18 protein-coding genes are annotated in these 15,294 nt (G+C 74.1%); 10 read left to right on the top strand and 8 right to left on the bottom strand.

The features are described from left to right. Nucleotides 1-18 precede the first annotated feature (18 nt). The 4 genes from ybaK to AC4BG9_RS08055 are packed head-to-tail and all read right to left on the bottom strand — an operon-like array spanning nt 19 to nt 4,303. Entirely contained in the window at nt 19-516 is a 498-nt protein-coding gene (gene ybaK / locus AC4BG9_RS08070) for a Cys-tRNA(Pro) deacylase (protein ID WP_490570565.1), read from the bottom strand. A 9-nt stretch (nt 517-525) separates the two neighbouring features. Beyond that, nucleotides 526-1,026 carry a mycothiol transferase gene (locus tag AC4BG9_RS08065; protein ID WP_490570564.1) on the bottom strand — a complete coding sequence of 167 codons (501 nt, stop codon included), beginning with the start codon at nt 1,024-1,026 and terminating at the stop codon, nt 526-528. A gap of 59 nt (nt 1,027-1,085) precedes the next feature. Then, nucleotides 1,086-3,536 (bottom strand): ABC transporter permease, encoded by a 2,451-nt coding sequence (locus AC4BG9_RS08060; RefSeq protein ID WP_490570563.1) that lies wholly within the window; start codon nt 3,534-3,536, stop codon nt 1,086-1,088. Continuing rightward, complete coding sequence (locus tag AC4BG9_RS08055) at nt 3,533-4,303, bottom strand: ABC transporter ATP-binding protein (protein WP_490570562.1); 771 nt, start codon at nt 4,301-4,303, stop codon at nt 3,533-3,535. The genes AC4BG9_RS08060 and AC4BG9_RS08055 overlap by 4 nt, the downstream gene beginning before the upstream one ends. Before the next feature lie 141 nt (nt 4,304-4,444). On the opposite strand from AC4BG9_RS08055, the gene AC4BG9_RS08050 reads away from it, so the two are divergent. Then, nucleotides 4,445-4,903: a hypothetical protein gene (locus tag AC4BG9_RS08050; protein ID WP_490570561.1), complete on the top strand. Its 459-nt coding sequence runs from the start codon at nt 4,445-4,447 to the stop codon at nt 4,901-4,903. A gap of 3 nt (nt 4,904-4,906) precedes the next feature. Here AC4BG9_RS08050 and AC4BG9_RS08045 read toward each other — a convergent pair whose 3' ends face one another. Genes AC4BG9_RS08045 through AC4BG9_RS08035 form a run of 3 tightly spaced genes read right to left on the bottom strand, consistent with a single transcriptional unit; the run spans nt 4,907 to nt 7,487 of the window. Next, entirely contained in the window at nt 4,907-5,650 is a 744-nt protein-coding gene (locus tag AC4BG9_RS08045; protein ID WP_490570560.1) for a hypothetical protein, read from the bottom strand. After that, the gene (locus tag AC4BG9_RS08040) at nt 5,647-6,333 is read right to left on the bottom strand and encodes a response regulator (RefSeq protein WP_490570559.1); all 687 of its coding nucleotides are present in this window, start codon (nt 6,331-6,333) and stop codon (nt 5,647-5,649) included. Before AC4BG9_RS08040 ends, AC4BG9_RS08045 begins: the two co-directional genes overlap by 4 nt. Continuing rightward, a complete protein-coding gene (locus tag AC4BG9_RS08035; RefSeq protein WP_490570558.1) occupies nt 6,330-7,487 on the bottom strand; it encodes a sensor histidine kinase in 1,158 nt (385 codons plus the stop codon). Before AC4BG9_RS08035 ends, AC4BG9_RS08040 begins: the two co-directional genes overlap by 4 nt. Nucleotides 7,488-7,562: 75 nt before the next feature. Here AC4BG9_RS08035 and sp36 point away from each other — a divergent pair, with 75 nt between their 5' ends. The 6 genes from sp36 to scpC all read left to right on the top strand — a co-directional run bounded on the left by sp36 (nt 7,563) and on the right by scpC (nt 11,921). Continuing rightward, nucleotides 7,563-7,730 carry a Sp36 family protein gene (sp36, locus tag AC4BG9_RS08030; protein ID WP_490570557.1) on the top strand — a complete coding sequence of 56 codons (168 nt, stop codon included), beginning with the start codon at nt 7,563-7,565 and terminating at the stop codon, nt 7,728-7,730. Then, a complete protein-coding gene (locus tag AC4BG9_RS08025; protein ID WP_490570556.1) occupies nt 7,730-8,185 on the top strand; it encodes a RidA family protein in 456 nt (151 codons plus the stop codon). The genes sp36 and AC4BG9_RS08025 overlap by 1 nt, the downstream gene beginning before the upstream one ends. 3 nt (nt 8,186-8,188) lie before the next feature. Beyond that, nucleotides 8,189-9,073 (top strand): NUDIX hydrolase, encoded by an 885-nt coding sequence (locus AC4BG9_RS08020; protein ID WP_490570555.1) that lies wholly within the window; start codon nt 8,189-8,191, stop codon nt 9,071-9,073. Then, a complete protein-coding gene (locus AC4BG9_RS08015; protein ID WP_490570554.1) occupies nt 9,070-9,915 on the top strand; it encodes an MBL fold metallo-hydrolase in 846 nt (281 codons plus the stop codon). Before AC4BG9_RS08020 ends, AC4BG9_RS08015 begins: the two co-directional genes overlap by 4 nt. Before the next feature lie 89 nt (nt 9,916-10,004). Next, nucleotides 10,005-10,370 carry a VOC family protein gene (locus AC4BG9_RS08010; RefSeq protein ID WP_490570553.1) on the top strand — a complete coding sequence of 122 codons (366 nt, stop codon included), beginning with the start codon at nt 10,005-10,007 and terminating at the stop codon, nt 10,368-10,370. A 42-nt stretch (nt 10,371-10,412) separates the two neighbouring features. Continuing rightward, the gene (gene scpC, locus AC4BG9_RS08005; protein ID WP_490570552.1) at nt 10,413-11,921 is read left to right on the top strand and encodes a succinyl-CoA:acetate CoA-transferase ScpC; all 1,509 of its coding nucleotides are present in this window, start codon (nt 10,413-10,415) and stop codon (nt 11,919-11,921) included. Nucleotides 11,922-12,467: 546 nt separating this feature from the next. Here the strand turns inward: scpC and AC4BG9_RS08000 are convergent. Then, nucleotides 12,468-13,145 carry a Crp/Fnr family transcriptional regulator gene (locus tag AC4BG9_RS08000; RefSeq protein WP_490570551.1) on the bottom strand — a complete coding sequence of 226 codons (678 nt, stop codon included), beginning with the start codon at nt 13,143-13,145 and terminating at the stop codon, nt 12,468-12,470. A gap of 179 nt (nt 13,146-13,324) precedes the next feature. Here AC4BG9_RS08000 and nth point away from each other — a divergent pair, with 179 nt between their 5' ends. Genes nth through AC4BG9_RS07985 form a run of 3 tightly spaced genes read left to right on the top strand, consistent with a single transcriptional unit; the run spans nt 13,325 to nt 15,293 of the window. Next, nucleotides 13,325-14,038, top strand: coding sequence for an endonuclease III (gene nth / locus AC4BG9_RS07995; protein WP_490570550.1), 714 nt, complete (start codon nt 13,325-13,327; stop codon nt 14,036-14,038). Next, nucleotides 14,035-14,580 carry a TlpA family protein disulfide reductase gene (locus tag AC4BG9_RS07990; RefSeq protein ID WP_490570549.1) on the top strand — a complete coding sequence of 182 codons (546 nt, stop codon included), beginning with the start codon at nt 14,035-14,037 and terminating at the stop codon, nt 14,578-14,580. The genes nth and AC4BG9_RS07990 overlap by 4 nt, the downstream gene beginning before the upstream one ends. After that, the gene (locus AC4BG9_RS07985) at nt 14,577-15,293 is read left to right on the top strand and encodes an NUDIX hydrolase (RefSeq protein ID WP_490570548.1); all 717 of its coding nucleotides are present in this window, start codon (nt 14,577-14,579) and stop codon (nt 15,291-15,293) included. Before AC4BG9_RS07990 ends, AC4BG9_RS07985 begins: the two co-directional genes overlap by 4 nt. The last annotated feature ends 1 nt before the right edge of the window (nt 15,294 follow it).

Here is a 15,294-nt window from a genome sequence, read left to right as displayed (position 1 = left end):
CTGCCTCTCAGCGGGCGATCAGCGGGCGATCGCGGCGTACGACGCCCCCAGCAGTGCGACCAGGTCGTCGGGCGCGAGCTCGACGTCGAGGCCGCGCTTGCCGGCGGAGACCAGGATCGTCTCGTGCAGGATCGCGCTCTCGTCGACCACCGTCGGCAGCAGGGTGCGCTGGCCCAGCGGGGAGATGCCGCCCACCACGTAGCCGGTCGTCCGGGACGCGACGGCCGGGTCCGCCATCGTCGCCTTCTTGCCGCCCAGCGCGGCGGCGATCGCCTTGAGGTCGAGCTTGGTGGAGACCGGGACGACGCCCACCGCCAGCTCGGTGCCGCGGGCGGTCGTCACGTCGACCAGCAGGGTCTTGAAGACGCGCTGCGGGTCCACCCCCAAGGCCTCGGCCGCCTCCATCCCGTAGGACGCCGCGCGCGGGTCGTGGGTGTAGGGGTGCAGCGCGTGCGCCACCCCCGCCGCCTCGAGCACGTCGGTCGCCGGGGTGCCGCCGCCGGCCTTCTTCGCCATGGGCAGAGGTTAGGACCCCTCGAGCATCCCGAGCGCGTAGCCGACCTGGCCGACGTGCTGGGTGACGTCGTTGACCACGCTGACCAGGCGGACGCCGAGGGTGACGGGCGGGTCCCAGGAGTCGTCCACGACCCGCTCCAGGTCGTCCCCGGCGAGCTGCTCCACGATCTCCAGGGTGCGGGCGTGCACGGCGTCCGCGTAGCCCAGCAGCTGCTCGGCGGCCGCCCGGAACTGCCCCACCTCCGCGGTGCTCTGCCCGTAGCCGTGGGCGTCGCGGTCGTAGGGGAGGCCGAACCGGTCCACCCAGCCCTCGTGCCACACCTGGGGCCTGGAGACGAGAGCGGCCAGGTGGTCGTCCTGCACCCGCAGCGCGTGCCAGGCGATCCACCCGACCGGGTTGGCCTCGGGCGCGGGACGGGCCACCAGCGTCTCGGGGGAGAGACCGGAGAGGTGGCTGTGCCACGACTCGTGCGTGCGGCCGAAGAGGTCGGTGACGAGGGCGGTCCACATGCTCTGCACGCTAGACCCGCCCCCGTCCCCCCACCACCCCCTCACCCGCGCTGGTCCCGCTACTCCAGGGCCAGTCCCGCCGCCGGGGCGACCCGGCTCGCCCGCCTGGCCGGCAGCACGCAGGCGGCGAGCCCCGCCAGCGCCGCCACCGCGACCACGGCAGCCAGCTGGGCCGCCGGGACGGCGAAGCCGATGTCGTCGGCCACCTGGCTCACCATCACCTGGACCGCGACCCAGGCGAAGGCCAGGCCGATCGCGGTGCCCAGCACGGTGGCGACCATCGAGAGCAGGAGCCCCTCGACGGCCATCGCCCGGCGCAGCTGGGCCCGGGTCAGGCCCATGGCTCGCAGCAGGGCGTTCTCCCGGCTGCGCTCGAGCACCGAGAGGCCGAGGGTGTTGGCGATGCCGACCAGGGCGATCACCACCGCGATCCCCAGCAGGCCGACCACCGCGCCGGTGAGCACGTCGATCTGCTGGCCCACCCAGGTCCGCTCGGAGTAGCCGTCGAGCAGGTCCGCGCCGGTGCGGGCGGCCAGCACGGCCAGGTCGCCGCGCAGGTCCTCCGCGTCGGCGCCGTCGGCGGCGCGGACCCAGAGCGCGGTCGGGACGGCGTCGGGGGTGAGGGAGGCCAGGGTGGCGGCCGAGACCAGGCCGACCTGGCCCCACCCGGTGCCGGTCTCCACGTCGAGCACCCGGTCGCGCCCGCCGATCCGGACGGTGACGGTGCCCTCCTCGGTCCACTGCGTCGTGGCTCGCTCGTCGAAGGAGTTGGTGACCCGGTGGGGCAGGTGGATCACGCCGTCGACGGGAGAGATCCGGGAGGCGTCGCGGGCCACGGCCGCCGCGTCCGCGACTCCCACCAGGGTGACCTCGTCGGCGGCCCCGACCACCTGGGCCGTCGTGCCCGGCAGCAGCAGCGCCTCCGCGACGCCGGGCAGCGCCTCGGCCCGGGTGACGACGTCGTCCTCCAGCGGCTCGTCGACCGCGGCGAGCGCGGAGTCGAGCGGGTTGGAGAGGTCCATCTCCTCCTCGACGATCGCCCGCGAGCTGTGCAGCCCGGTCAGCACGGCGGTGGTCAGGGTGACCCCCACCAGCAGCGAGGCGGCGGTGGTCGCCGTACGACGGGGGTTGCGCACCGCGTTGCCGGTGGCGAGCCGCCGGACCGGCCCGTCGCCGAGCACCCGGCCGGTGAGCCGGATCAGCGCGGGCACCAGCACCGGGCCGAGCAGCAGCACGCCGAGGAAGGTCACGGTGCCACCGGCCACCATCACCACGAGGTCGCTGCGGTCGATCGCCAGCGCCAGCAGGGCGACCCCGCCGACCAGGGCGAGGCCGGCCAGGGCCAGCCGCAGCACCCCGGCGCGGGAGGCGACCTCGACCCCGGTGTCGGGGCGGAGCGCGGCGAGCGGTGCCACCCGGGTCGCGGCCCGGGTGGGCAGCCAGGCCGCCGCGACGGTGACGGCGGTGCCCACCACGATGCTGCCGAGCACCCACGGCAGCCCGAACGCCGGCGAGCCGATCGCGTCGAACCAGATCCCGATCAGGGCCACCACCCCGGTCCCGGCGGCCATCCCGACCAGCACGCCCAGGGTGGAGGAGACCAGCCCCAGCACCAGCGCCTCCAGGCGCACCGAACGCCGCAGCTGCCTGCGGGTCACCCCGACGCAGCGGAGCAGGGCGAAGTCGCGCATCCGCTGGGCGAAGAGGATGGAGAAGGTGTTGGCGATGACCATGATCGCCACGAAGAGGGCGATCGCCACGAAGAGCAGCGCCATGATCGCCAGGTAGTCGACGCCGCGGACGATCTGGGCCTGCTGCTCGGCGACGAAGTCGGCGGTGGCCCACACCTCCACGGCGTCGTCGTCGACGACCGAGAGGGCCTGCTCGGCGGTGCCGCCCCAGGCGATCGCCTCGATCCACAGGGACTCGTCGAACCGGCTCAGGTCGGCCCACGGGACGTAGAGCGCGGCGCTGGTCATGGCCGGGGTGTCGACCAGGCCGACCACCTCGATCTCGACGGCGTCGGCGCCCGACCCGACGACCACGGTGTCGCCCACCGCCACGCCGTTCTGCTTGGCCGCGTTGTGGTCGGCGACCCCCTGTCCCGGTGCGGTCGGCTGGCGACCGGCGACGAGGTCGAGCCACTGCAGGCTCTCCTCGAGCGGCGCCTCGGAGATCCAGAGGTCCTCGCCCAGGCTCACCCCGTCGCGCACGACCCGCTCCGAGGCGTAGCCGTGGGTGGCCGCCGGGATCCCTTGCTGGCGCGCGTGCTCCATCAGCGTGGCCGCGTCCTCGTCGCCCACGTAGCCGAGGACCACCTCGACCCCCTCGTAGGGGGCCCCCACGTCGGCGGTCAGGCCCTCGCGCATCGCGCTGGAGACCCCGTTGGTGACCATGATGAAGGTGACGCCGATGACCACCGCGACGGCGGAGGCGACGTAGCGGCGGGTGTGGCGGCGCAGCGAGGCCAGCAGCACGGTCCGCATGCCCGTGGCCCTGCGGCGGCTCACCGCCGGACCTTGCGGCGCAGCGCGGTGACGAGCTCGTCCTGGCCCGGGTCGACCAGGTGGGCGCTGATCGCGCCGTCGTGGATGACCACCACGTCGTCGGCGTACGCCGCGGCGTCGAGCTCGTGGGTCACCATCACCACGGTCATCCCCAGCTCGCGCACCGAGCGGCGCAGGTGGCCCAGCACCTCCGCGCTGGCCTCGCTGTCGAGGTTGCCGGTGGGCTCGTCGGCGAAGACGATGTCGGGCTGGGTCACCAGCGCCCGGGCGATCGCCACCCGCTGCTGCTGCCCGCCGGAGAGCTGGCTGGGCAGGTGGCTGAGCCGGTCGGCCAGGCCGAGGACGCCGACCACCGCGTCGTAGCGCTCCCGGTCGACCGGGCGGCCGGCGAGCTCGAGCGGCAGCAGGATGTTCTGGCCGGCGGTGAGCATCGGCAGCAGGTTGAAGGCCTGGAAGACGAAGCCGATGTGCTCGCGGCGGAAGAGCGTGAGCTCGGTGTCGTCCATCCCGGCCAGCTCGCGGCCGGCGACCGAGACGGTGCCGCTGGTCGCGGCGTCGAGGCCGGCCAGGCAGTGCATCAGGGTCGACTTGCCGGAGCCCGAGGGCCCCATGATCGCGGTGAACCGCCCGGCGGGGAGGTCGAGGTCGACACCGCGCAGGGCTTGCACGACGTGGTCGGCCTGGCCGTAGGTCTTGGTCAGCCCGCGGGCGGTCGCGGCCAGCTGGGTCCGCGCCGGTCCGGCGAGGTCGGAGTGCTCAGTGGTGGTCATGGTGTCCAGGCTGCCGTGGATCCGGCCGCGTTCCGTCGGCCCGCGGGGCGAACGTGGGGTACGACGAGGGGCGGAGGCGCCGGTGCGGCGTACGACCTGGGGAGGACGGAGGCGCGGGTCCGGCCCCGGTAACCTCAGGCCATGCTGCTGAGCCGTCAGGACGTCCTCACCGCCGCTGCCACCGGGGCGGCCACGCTGATCGACCCCCGTCGCCTCCCCCCGCGGATGCGCCGCGGCTACCGGCTCGGTGCCACCGCCCTCGTCGCCGTGGGCGGCTACGTCGCCACGGGGCAGATGGAGGAGGACGTGCTGCTCCCGCCGCCGGCCCGCGCCGCGATCGCCGGAGGGATCGCCGCGGTGGTCTACGGGACCTTCGGCGGCGCCGAGAGGCTGGACGCCGCCAGCGTCGACTGGCTGGCCCGGCGCGGGGTGAAGCGGCCCCGCGTGGTGCTCGCCGTGGCCGGCACCGCGGCCACCCTGGGCATGACCGCGCTGGAGAAGTGGGGAGAGCGCCGGGAGGCCGAGAAGAAGGCCGCGGTCGACGCCGACGAGATGGTCGACGTCACGCCGGACCCGGCCGAGGGCGACCGCAGCGCCTGAGGCTCACACCTCCGGGTTGCTCACGCGCATGATCAGCAGCGCGAGCAGGAACGCCCAGCCCCCGGTGAGCCGCCGGGGGCTCCGGGGCGCCGGCAGGACGGCCGCGGCGCCCCCGAGCACCAGGTAGGCCACCGAGCCGACCGGACCGCCCAGCAGCACCAGCCAGGTCCAGGCCGCGCGGGTGCCCCGCTGTGGGCTGGCCTGCAGCCGCACCGCCGCGAACGTGCCGAGCCAGAGGACCAGGAGCACGAAGAGCGACCACATCGGCGTGCGCCAGCCGAAGAGAAGCGCGTGAGCGGTGCGGTGGCCCACCTCGACGACCTGCACGTCCGGGTCGAGGGCGGCCATCCGGTCGGCCAGGCCGGGCTCGACGACGGGGACCCGTGGTCCGTCCTGCTGCCGCTGACCCTGGCGGGCCTGCTGGGCCTGGCGGCCCGGGGTGGCCTCGATCGCCGAGGCCTCCCGCACGGTCCAGCCCGCGCGCCACACCAGCTGGACGCCGGCGTACCCCGTCGACCCCGGCTGGAGACCGCCCACGACCTCCACCCGCTCGGCCTTCCCCGAGCGGAGGTCCGACTCCAGGCCCTCCAAGGTTGCGGGTCGCACCCCGACCAGGCTGAGCCAGACCACCAGCAGCACCCATGAGGCCAGGAGCAGCCGAGCCGCCCACCGGCCCGTGGTGGCCCCGCGCCGGTCCGACGCCGCCGCCTGCGAGGGGGCGGTCGTCGTCCCGACCGTGCCGGTCACGGCGTGACCAGGCCGGTCTCGTAGGCGAGCACCACCAGCTGCACCCGGTCCCTCGACCCGGTCTTCGCCAGGATCCGGCCCACGTGCGTCTTGACCGTGGTCTCGGCGACCACGAGGTCCTGGGCGATCTCGGGGTTGGTCCGGCCGCGCGCCACCAGCCCGAGCACCTCGCGCTCCCGCTCGGTGAGCGCGGTGAGCCGGTCGTCGGCCGGTGCCGCGGCGCCCGGCTCGGGCAGGGCGGCGAAGTGGTCGAGGAGCCGCCGGGTGGTGCTCGGCGCGACCACCGCATCACCGGCGTGCACCGCCCGGATCGCCCCGAGCAGATCGGGCGGGGTGGCGTCCTTGAGCAGGAACGCCGAGGCGCCGGCCCGGATGGCGGCGAACGCGTACTCGTCGAGGTCGAAGGTGGTGAGCACGATGATCCGTGGGCCGCCCGGAGTGGCGGCCAGTCGCCGGGTCGCCTCCACGCCGTCCATCCGCGGCATCCGCACGTCCATCAGCACCACGTCGGCCGCGGTCACCGCGAGCTGCTGGAGCGCCTCGCCGCCGTCGCCGGCGTCCCCGACCACGACCATGTCGTCCTGGCTCTCCACCAGCATCCGGAAGCCGGCGCGGACCATCTGCTGGTCGTCGACCAGGAAGACCCGGATCGGGCCGCCGGCGACGTCGTGCTCAGGGCTCACCGGGGGATCCTCGCACGCACCTCGAACCCGCCACCAGGAGCTGGGCCCGCCTGCACCGACCCCCCGTGCACGGCGGCCCGCTCCCGCATCCCGACCAGGCCGTGGCCGCCGCCCTGGGGTGCCGCGGCGCCGCGTCCGTCGTCGCACACCTCCACCAGCACCTCGCGGCCGACCTCCACGGCGACCCGCACCTTGGCCGAGGGGCCGGCGTGCTTGCGGACGTTGGTCAGGGCCTCCTGGACGATCCGGTACGCGGCCAGCCCGACGCCCTCGGGCACCGCGGCGGCCGGCGCGGGGTCCGGCAGCCGTGCCTCCAGCGCCATCCCGGCCTCGCGCGCCTCCTCGACCAGGTGCGGCAGGTCGCCGAGCCCGGGCTGCGGTCGTACGCCGGAGTCCCCCGAGCGCAGCAGGCCGAGGAGCCGGCGCATCTCGGTCAGCGCCTCGCGGCCGGTGCCGCCGATGGTCTCCAGCGTGCGCACCGCCACCTCGGGGTCCTTCTCCGCGGCATACCTGGCACCGTCGGCCTGCACCACGATCACCGACAGGCCGTGCGCGACCACGTCGTGCATCTCCCGGGCGATCCGGGAGCGCTCGTCCTGCGCGGCCAGCTGCACCTCGCGCTCCGCGATCCGCTCGGCCTGCTCGGCCCGCTCGAGCAGGGTGGCCACGTGCGCCTCGCGGGTGCGGCCCACGGTGCCGAGCGCCCACGAGGTGACGACGATCGCGCTGATGCTGAGGAAGTTGGGCAGCAGGGTGGACCAGGTCAGGTCCAGCGAGGAGCTCCAGTCGACGGTCGCGACCGCGGCCGCGGCGACGCTGACGCCCAGCGCCGTCCAGGCTGCCGCCGCCGTCCCGAAGCGGGCCACCGAGTAGAGCGCCACGGGGAAGGCCAGCTGGCTCCAGATGGGGGAGTCGATCACCAGCACCTGGCACGCCGAGGCCACGGCCACGGCGGCGAAGGCCGCGAGCGGGTGGCCGCGCCGCCACCACAGCGGCACGACCTGGGCGAACCCCAGGATCGTCCACCACGGGTCCGCTCCGGAGACGGCGATCACCAGCACGGGCAGGAGGAGCCCGGCCACCAGGAGGCGGTCGAAGTAGCGCCGCCCCCGTGCCCCCAGCTGCCAGGGCGCGCGGGAGGTGGGCTGGCTCATGCCGGTCAAGGTAGTCGGAGACAGGGCCTCACACGTCAGACCGGAGGAGGATCTGTGCGCAGGTAAGGTCCACCCATGACCAAGTGGGAGTACTTCACGGCACCGATCCTCAACCACGCCGCCAAGCAGATCCTGGACAACTTCGGCCAGGACGGCTGGGAGCTGGTCCAGCTGATGCCGGGGCAGACGCCGGACAACTACGTCGGCTTCTTCAAGCGCCCCCTCGGCGGGGGCGCGGGCTGATGCACCCCGAGGAGCGGCTCGCGGAGCTGGGCCTCGCGGTGCCGGAGGTGGCGAAGCCGGTCGCGGCCTACGTCCCCGCCGTCCGCACCGGCTCGCTGGTGCTGACCTCGGGCCAGCTGCCCGTTCGCGACGGCGAGCTGATCGCCACCGGCAAGGTCGGCGCCGAGGTGAGCCCCGAGCAGGCCGTCGAGTGCGCCCGGCAGTGCGTGCTCAACGCGATCGCCGCCGTCAAGGCCGAGATCGGAGACCTCGCGATGGTCCAGCGGGTGGTCAAGGTGGTCGCGTTCGTCGCCTCCACCCCCGACTTCACCGGGCAGCCACAGGTGGCCAACGGCGCCTCGGAGCTGCTCGGCCGGGTCTTCGGCGACGCCGGCGTGCACGCCCGCTCGGCCGTCGGCGTACCGGTGCTGCCCCTGGACGCGCCAGTCGAGATCGAGATCATGGTGGAGGTCTGAGCGGTGCAGCACATCGCGCTGCCCGAGCAGCTGGTCGTCCAGGCGCTGCGGTACCGCGACGGTGAGGCGACGCCGGCCGAGCCCCGCGACGCCGCCACCGTGGTGCTGATGCGCCCGGGCGACGACGAGCCCGACGTCTACCTCCTGCGCCGCCAGACGACGATGGCCTTCGCCGGCGGCATGTGCGTCTTCCCCGGCGGGGGCGTCGACCCGCGCGACGACGACCCGGCGGTCGGCTGGGCCGGACCGTCTCCCGCCGAGTGGGCGGAGCGGCTCTCGGTCGGCGAGGAGAAGGCCCGCGCGCTGGTCTGCGCGGCGGTCCGCGAGACCTTCGAGGAGTCCGGGGTGCTGCTCGCCGGCCCGTCTCCCGACACGGTCGTCGCCGACACCACCGGCGACGACTGGGAGGCCGACCGGGTCGCGCTGGAGTCCCGCGAGCTGCTCTTCAGCGACTTCCTGGTGCGCCGCGGCCTGGTGCTGCGCAGCGACCTGCTCGGGGCCTGGTCGGGTTGGCTGACCCCGGAGTTCGAGCCGCGCCGCTACCGGACCTGGTTCTTCGTGGCGGTGATGCCCGACGGGCAGGTCACCCGGCACGTCGGCACCGAGGCCTCCTCCGTGCGCTGGGTCGCCGCCTCGGAGGCGGTACGCCGCGTCGAGGCCGGCGAGATCGGCATGCTGCCGCCGACCTGGCTGACCTGCCTGGCGCTCTCCCGGCACGCCGACCCGGCCGCCGTGCTGGAGGCCTGCCGAGGCCGCCGGGTCGAGATGTTCACCCCCGCCCTCCACCAGGAGGGGGAGGAGTGGACGCTGACCACCCACCCCGACTACGTCGAGCTGCTCGCCGACCACCAGCGCCGCGCCCGCGGCGGGGCGGGCTCCTCGCGATGAGCTGGGACGGCGGCAGCTTCGGCGAGCGCGCGCGCTGCGTGCTGGCGCCCAACGCCAACGCGATGACGCTGGACGGCACCAACACCTGGGTGCTGCGCGAGCCCGGCGCCGCGCGCTCGGTGGTGGTCGACCCCGGGCCGTCGATCCTCAGCCACCTCGACCAGGTGGCGGCGTACGCCGAGCAGGTGGGGGTGGTGCTGCTGACCCACCACCACCTCGACCACAGCGAGGCGGCCAAGGAGTTCGCCCAGCGGATGGGCTGCGGCGTACGCGCCCTGGACCCCGCCCACCGGCTCGGCTCGGAAGGGCTCGCCGACGGCGACGTGGTCGAGGTCGACGGCCTGGAGGTGCACGTGGTGGCCACCCCCGGGCACACCTCCGACTCCCTCTCCTTCCTGGTGCCGGGCGACCGGGCGATCCTGACCGGTGACACCGTCCTCGGCCGGGGCACCACCGTCGTGGCCCACCCCGACGGCGAGCTGGGCGCCTACCTGGACTCCCTGGACCGGCTGCACGCCCTGGCGGACGCTCGCGAGGCGCAGGCGATCTGGCCCGGGCACGGCCCGGTGATCGAGGACGCGCTCGGTGCCCTGGACTTCTACATCGCCCACCGGCGCCAGCGCCTCGCCCAGGTCGAGCAGGCGCTGCTCGACCTCGCCCAGCGGCCGACCCTCGCCGCGGCCCTGACCGAGCTCGACCTCGCGCCGGGCAGCGGCGCGACCGTCTCGCCGCGCGCGGTCGTGGAGCGGGTCTACGCCGACGTCGACCCGGTGCTGTGGGGGGCGGCCGAGCTCTCTGTGCGCGCCCAGCTCGCCCACCTGGTCGGGCGTGCCGGCAGCTGAGCCGAGGAGCGGCCGTGGGCTCGCCCGGGTCGGGCGGTCGAGCAGATCGGGGGGTGACTCCCTTCGGCGGCCCGCGCCATACTGGCGCGATGGGGGAGAACGACGAGCAGCACCACCGACTCGACTACGTCGAGCTCCCGGTCACCGACTTCACGGTGGCCAAGCGGTTCTACGCCGAGGCGTTCGGCTGGGAGTTCAACGACTACGGTCCCGGCCCGAGGTACGTCGGGATCAAGGGCACCGGCGAGGACGAGATCGGCGGCTTCCGCCTCGAGCCGGAGGTCGTGACGGGCGGGCCGCTGCTCATCCTCTTCTCCACCGACCTCGAGGCGAGCCTGGAGGCGGTCCGACGTGCCGGCGGCGAGCTGGTCGAGGGCCCGTACGCCTTCCCGGGCGGGCGGCGCTTCCACTTCCGTGACCCGTGCGGCAACCAGCTGGGCGTCTGGGCGGAGTGAGGGCGGCGCGGCCGGCCCTCGTGGGTTTGCGATGATGAAAGGGTGAACACCCGGATCACCGACCCCCTCCTCCTCTCCCGCGTCGTGACCGCGGAGGAGGCGGTCTCCCACATCAGGCCCGGCGACAACGTGGGGATGAGCGGGTTCACCGGGGCGGGCTACCCCAAGGCGGTGCCGGCGGCGCTCGCCGAGCGGATGGAGGCGGCCCACGCCCGGGGCGAGGAGTTCCAGATCGGGCTGTGGACCGGTGCCTCCACCGCGCCGGACGCCGACGGCGTGCTGGCCGAGGCCCGCGGCATCTCCCAGCGGCTCCCCTACAACTCCGACCCGACGCTGCGGGCGCTGATCAACGCCGGCGAGGTCGACTACGTCGACGCCCACCTGAGCCACTCGGCGCCGCACATGTGGTTCGGCTTCTACGGCCACCTGCACGTCGCGGTCGTCGAGGTGACCGCGGTACTGCCCGACGGGATGCTGGTGCCGGGCAGCTCGATCGGCAACAACAAGACCTGGCTGGACCGCGCCGACAAGGTGATCCTCGAGGTCAACCACTGGCAGCCCCGGGAGTTCGAGGGGTTTCACGACGTCTACTACAAGACGGCGCTGCCCCCGCACCGGCTGCCGATCCCGCTCGACGACCCCACCGACCGGATCGGCGAGCCCTACCTGCGCGTCGACCCCGCCAAGGTGGTCGCCGTGGTCGAGACCCGGGCACCGGACCGCAACAGCGACTTCACCGCGCCGGACGCCGTCTCCGAGGCGATCGCCGGGCACGTGCTCGACTTCCTGCGGCACGAGGTGTCGGCCGGCCGGATGCCGCCGGAGCTGCTGCCGATCCAGTCCGGCGTGGGCAACGTCGCCAACGCGGTGCTCGCCGGTCTCGGGGGCAGCGAGTTCACCGACCTGGTCGCCTACACCGAGGTGATCCAGGACGGCATGCTCGACCTGCTCGACGACGGCACCCTGCGCTTCGCCTCCGCCACGTCGTTCGGCCTCTCCAACGCCGGGGTCAAGCGGTTCATGGACGGGATCGACCGCTACAAGGGCCGGATCCTGCTGCGCAGCGAGGAGATCTCCAACCATCCCGAGCTGGTCCGCCGGCTCGGGGTGATCGCGATGAACGGGATGATCGAGGCCGACATCTACGGCCACGTGAACTCCACCCACGTGATGGGATCGGCGGTGATGAACGGGATCGGCGGCAGCGGCGACTTCGCCCGCAACGCCTACCTCAACTTCTTCGTCTCCCCCTCGACCGCCAAGGGCGGGGCGATCTCCGCGGTCGTGCCGATGGCCAGCCACGTCGACCACACCGAGCACGACGTGCACGTGATCGTCACCGAGCAGGGGCTCGCCGACCTCCGTGGCCTCTCCCCGCACGACCGGGCACGGAGGGTGATCGCCAACTGTGCCCACCCGACGTACCGCGACCGGCTGAGCGACTACATGGACCGGGCGATCGCCGCGCGGCCCACCGCCCGGCACACCCCGCACCTGCTCGACGAGGCGCTGAGCTGGCACCAGCGCTACCTGGACACCGGGAGCATGTGAGTCAGCGGGCGCGGCGGCGGAGCAGGTAGGCCGAGGCGCCGGCCGGCATCACCAGTGTCACCGCGAGGGGTCGTCGACCCACCCGAGCGGGAAGACCTCTGCCCCTCCTCGTAGAGGCCGAGGTCCTTTGCCGGCGGCCGCTCCGCGACCGCGCGGCCGCGAACTCGTGGAACTCCTGCTCGTCGTCACCCCCCTCACCCATCTTGACGCGGAGGGGGCCCCGGCTCGCGGGGCACCCACGCCGAATCTCTCCCCCACCCCGCGGGACGTCATCGGGGGTGGTGGCGGGGGCAACCGCTGGTGATGACGTCCGCCGGGACGCCGGGGAGCGGTGCGGGACGTCATCGGGGGTGGTGGCGGGGGCGACCTCTGGTGATGACGTCCGGGGGGACGCCGCCCCACCCCGCGGGACGTCATCGGGGGTGGTGGCGGGGGCGACCGTTGGTGATGACGTCCGCCGGGACGGCGCGCGACAGCGGCGGCGCAGCGCAGCGCGCGCGACGGACGTCGGCGGGACGTACGACGGCGGTACGGCGGTGCGGGGCGTCAGCGGGCGCGGCGGCCCAGGCGCTCGATGTCCATGATCACCACGGAGCGGGGCTCCAGGCGGACCCAGCCGCGGGAGGCGAAGTCGGCCAGCGCCTTGTTGACCGTCTCGCGGGAGGCGCCGACGAGCTGGGCCAGCTCCTCCTGGGTGAGGTCGTGGTGCACGTGGACGCCGTCGTCGGCGGTCCGGCCGAAGCGGTCGGCGAGGTCGAGCAGCGCCTTGGCCACCCGGCCGGGGACGTCGGAGAAGACCAGGTCGGAGACCACGTCGTTGGACTTGCGCAGCCGGCCGGCCAGCTGGGAGAGGAGGCTGCGGGCGACCATCGGCCGGCCGTCGAGCCACTTGAGCAGGTCGTCGTGGGAGAGGGAGGCGAAGGCGGCGTCGGTGACCGCGGTGACGGTGGCCGAGCGCGGGCCGGGATCGAAGAGGGAGAGCTCGCCGAACATCTGGCCGGGACCCATCACAGCCAGCAGGTTCTCCCGGCCGTCGGCGGACGAGCGGCCCAGCTTCACCTTGCCCTCGACGACGATGTAGAGCCGGTCGCCGGAGTCGCCCTCGTGGAAGAGGACCTCGCCGCGGCGCAGTCGGGTCTCGGCCATCGAGTTGCGCAGGGCGCTCGCCGCCTCGTCGTCCAGACTGCTGAAGAGCGGTGCCTGGCGCAGCACGTCGTTGTCCACGAGAAGTCCTCCGGATGGTTAGCGGCCCGTCCGCTGATCGTGCACGGACAGGTGTCTCCTTCGATCCTAGCCGTGGTGGGGGTCACAAGGGGATAAGTGGGTCATCCGGGGTCCTGGTCAGGCCTCCGCGGCGCGTCGCCGGGGTCGGTGCTGTCGGCGGCCCCCCGTACGCTGGGCGCGTGCCCGCCGCCCCACCCGTCCGCCCCGACACCGCCCTGGTCCGCCGTGCCCGCAAGATCGACCGGGTGCTCGCCGAGACCTATCCCGACGCCCACTGCGAGCTCGACTTCGACGACGCCTTCCAGCTGCTGGTGGTCACGGTGCTGAGCGCGCAGACCACCGACCGTCGCGTCAACGCGGTGCGCCCCACCCTCTTCGCGGCCTACCCCGACCCCAAGGCGATGGCCGCCGCCCCGCGGGAGGACCTGGAGCGGATCGTCGGGCCACTGGGCTTCTTCCGGGCCAAGACCGAGGCGCTGCTCAAGCTGAGCGCGGCGATCGTCGAGCGGTACGACGGCGAGGTGCCGGGCCGCCTCGACGACCTCGTCTCGCTGCCCGGGGTGGGCCGCAAGACCGCCTTCGTGGTGCTCGGCAACGCCTTCGACGTCCCCGGGATCACCGTCGACACCCACTTCGGCCGGCTCGCGCGCCGCTTCGGGTGGACCACCGAGACCGACCCGGTCAAGGTCGAGCACGCCGTCGCGGCGCTCTTCCCCAAGAAGGACTGGACGATGCTCTCCCACCGGGTGATCTGGCACGGTCGCCGGCGCTGCCACGCCAAGAAGCCGGCCTGCGGCGCCTGCCCGGTGGCCAAGCTCTGCCCGTCGTACGGCGAGGGTCCGACCGACCCGATCGTGGCGGCCGCCCTGGTCAAGACGCAGGGTCCGGCGTGAGCCGCGCGCGGGCCGTGGCAGGCCTCCTGCTCGCCCTCGGGCTGCTCGCGGGCTGCAGCGACGACGGCGCGGGCGACGCCGAGGCGGGCAGCGGCCAGGCTGCGAGCAGCCTGCCCGCCCCTCTGCCCGCCGTCGAGCTGGCGTCCTTCGACGGCGGCGAGCCCCTCGACCTGTCGACCCTGGAGGGGCCCGCCGTGGTCAACCTCTGGGCCTCGTGGTGCGGCCCCTGCCGGGACGAGATGCCGATCCTCGAGGAGTTCGCGCGCAAGCACGCCGACAGCGTCGCCGTCGTCGGGATCGACTTCCAGGACCCGCAGTCGCAGAAGGCGCGTGACCTCGTCGAGGAGACCGGGGTGACCTACCCGCTCTACACCGACCCCGACGGCGACCTCGACCGCGCGGCGCCCTTCCCGCACCTGCGCGGGCTCCCCTTCCTCGCCTTCGTCGACGCCGAGGGGCAGGTCGTGGCGCAGCAGTTCGTCGAGATCAGGGATCTCGAGCACCTCGAGGGGCTCGTCGAGACCCACCTGGGGGTGGCGTGACCGAGACCCCCGACCCCGGCCGCTTCCCCGAGTGGCTGCGCCCCGTCGTCGAGCGCTGCCACGAGGTGACCGCCGACCACCTCACCCGCTTCGTCGTGCCGCCCGGCGGCGACCCGCGGCGCGGTGCGGTGCTGATGGTCTTCGCCGAGTCGGCCGACGGCGAGCCGGAGGTGCTGCTCACCGAGCGCGCCCACCACATGCGCAGCCAGCCCGGCCAGGTCTCCTTCCCCGGCGGGCACATCGACCCCGGCGAGAGCGTGGTCGAGGCGGCGCTGCGCGAGGCCTGGGAGGAGATCGGGCTCGCCCCGGCCGAGGTGGAGGTCTTCGGGGAGCTCCCCGAGCTGTGGCTGCCCCCGGCCAACTTCGCCGTCACCCCGGTGCTGGGCTACTGGCGCGACCGCGGCGAGGTGAGCGTGGTGAGCCCCGACGAGGTGCACGCCATCCACCACGAGCGGATCTCCGAGCTGCTCGACCCCGCCCACCGGATCAGCGTCCGGCACCCGTCGGGATGGGTCGGCCCCGGCTTCCTCATCGGCGACGACAAGGAGCTCATCCTGTGGGGGTTCACCGCCGGGATCATCTCGCGGCTCTTCGAGTTCCTCGGCTGGGGCACGGAGTGGGACAGGTCCCAGATGCGCGATCTTCCGCCCCACATGCTGCAAGGTGTGCAGACGCGGGCCGACCTCGCGCCCAACACCAACCTTCGGGAGTAGT

The organism is Nocardioides sp. Z40_12 (assembly GCF_058215795.1).
Note: the sequence above shows the minus strand (reverse complement) of the source record. Positions and strands in the feature narration are given on the sequence as shown.

Bases quoted from the DNA above. Each gene is read 5' to 3' on its own strand.
- ybaK (WP_490570565.1), bottom strand. From the start codon at position 516: ATGGCGAAGAAGGCCGGCGGCGGCACCCCGGCGACCGACGTGCTCGAG.
- AC4BG9_RS08065 (WP_490570564.1), bottom strand. From the start codon at position 1,026: ATGTGGACCGCCCTCGTCACCGACCTCTTCGGCCGCACGCACGAGTCG.
- AC4BG9_RS08055 (WP_490570562.1), bottom strand. From the start codon at position 4,303: ATGACCACCACTGAGCACTCCGACCTCGCCGGACCGGCGCGGACCCAG.
- AC4BG9_RS08050 (WP_490570561.1), top strand. From the start codon at position 4,445: ATGCTGCTGAGCCGTCAGGACGTCCTCACCGCCGCTGCCACCGGGGCG.
- AC4BG9_RS08035 (WP_490570558.1), bottom strand. From the start codon at position 7,487: ATGAGCCAGCCCACCTCCCGCGCGCCCTGGCAGCTGGGGGCACGGGGG.
- sp36 (WP_490570557.1), top strand. From the start codon at position 7,563: ATGACCAAGTGGGAGTACTTCACGGCACCGATCCTCAACCACGCCGCC.
- AC4BG9_RS08025 (WP_490570556.1), top strand. From the start codon at position 7,730: ATGCACCCCGAGGAGCGGCTCGCGGAGCTGGGCCTCGCGGTGCCGGAG.
- AC4BG9_RS08015 (WP_490570554.1), top strand. From the start codon at position 9,070: ATGAGCTGGGACGGCGGCAGCTTCGGCGAGCGCGCGCGCTGCGTGCTG.
- AC4BG9_RS08010 (WP_490570553.1), top strand. From the start codon at position 10,005: ATGGGGGAGAACGACGAGCAGCACCACCGACTCGACTACGTCGAGCTC.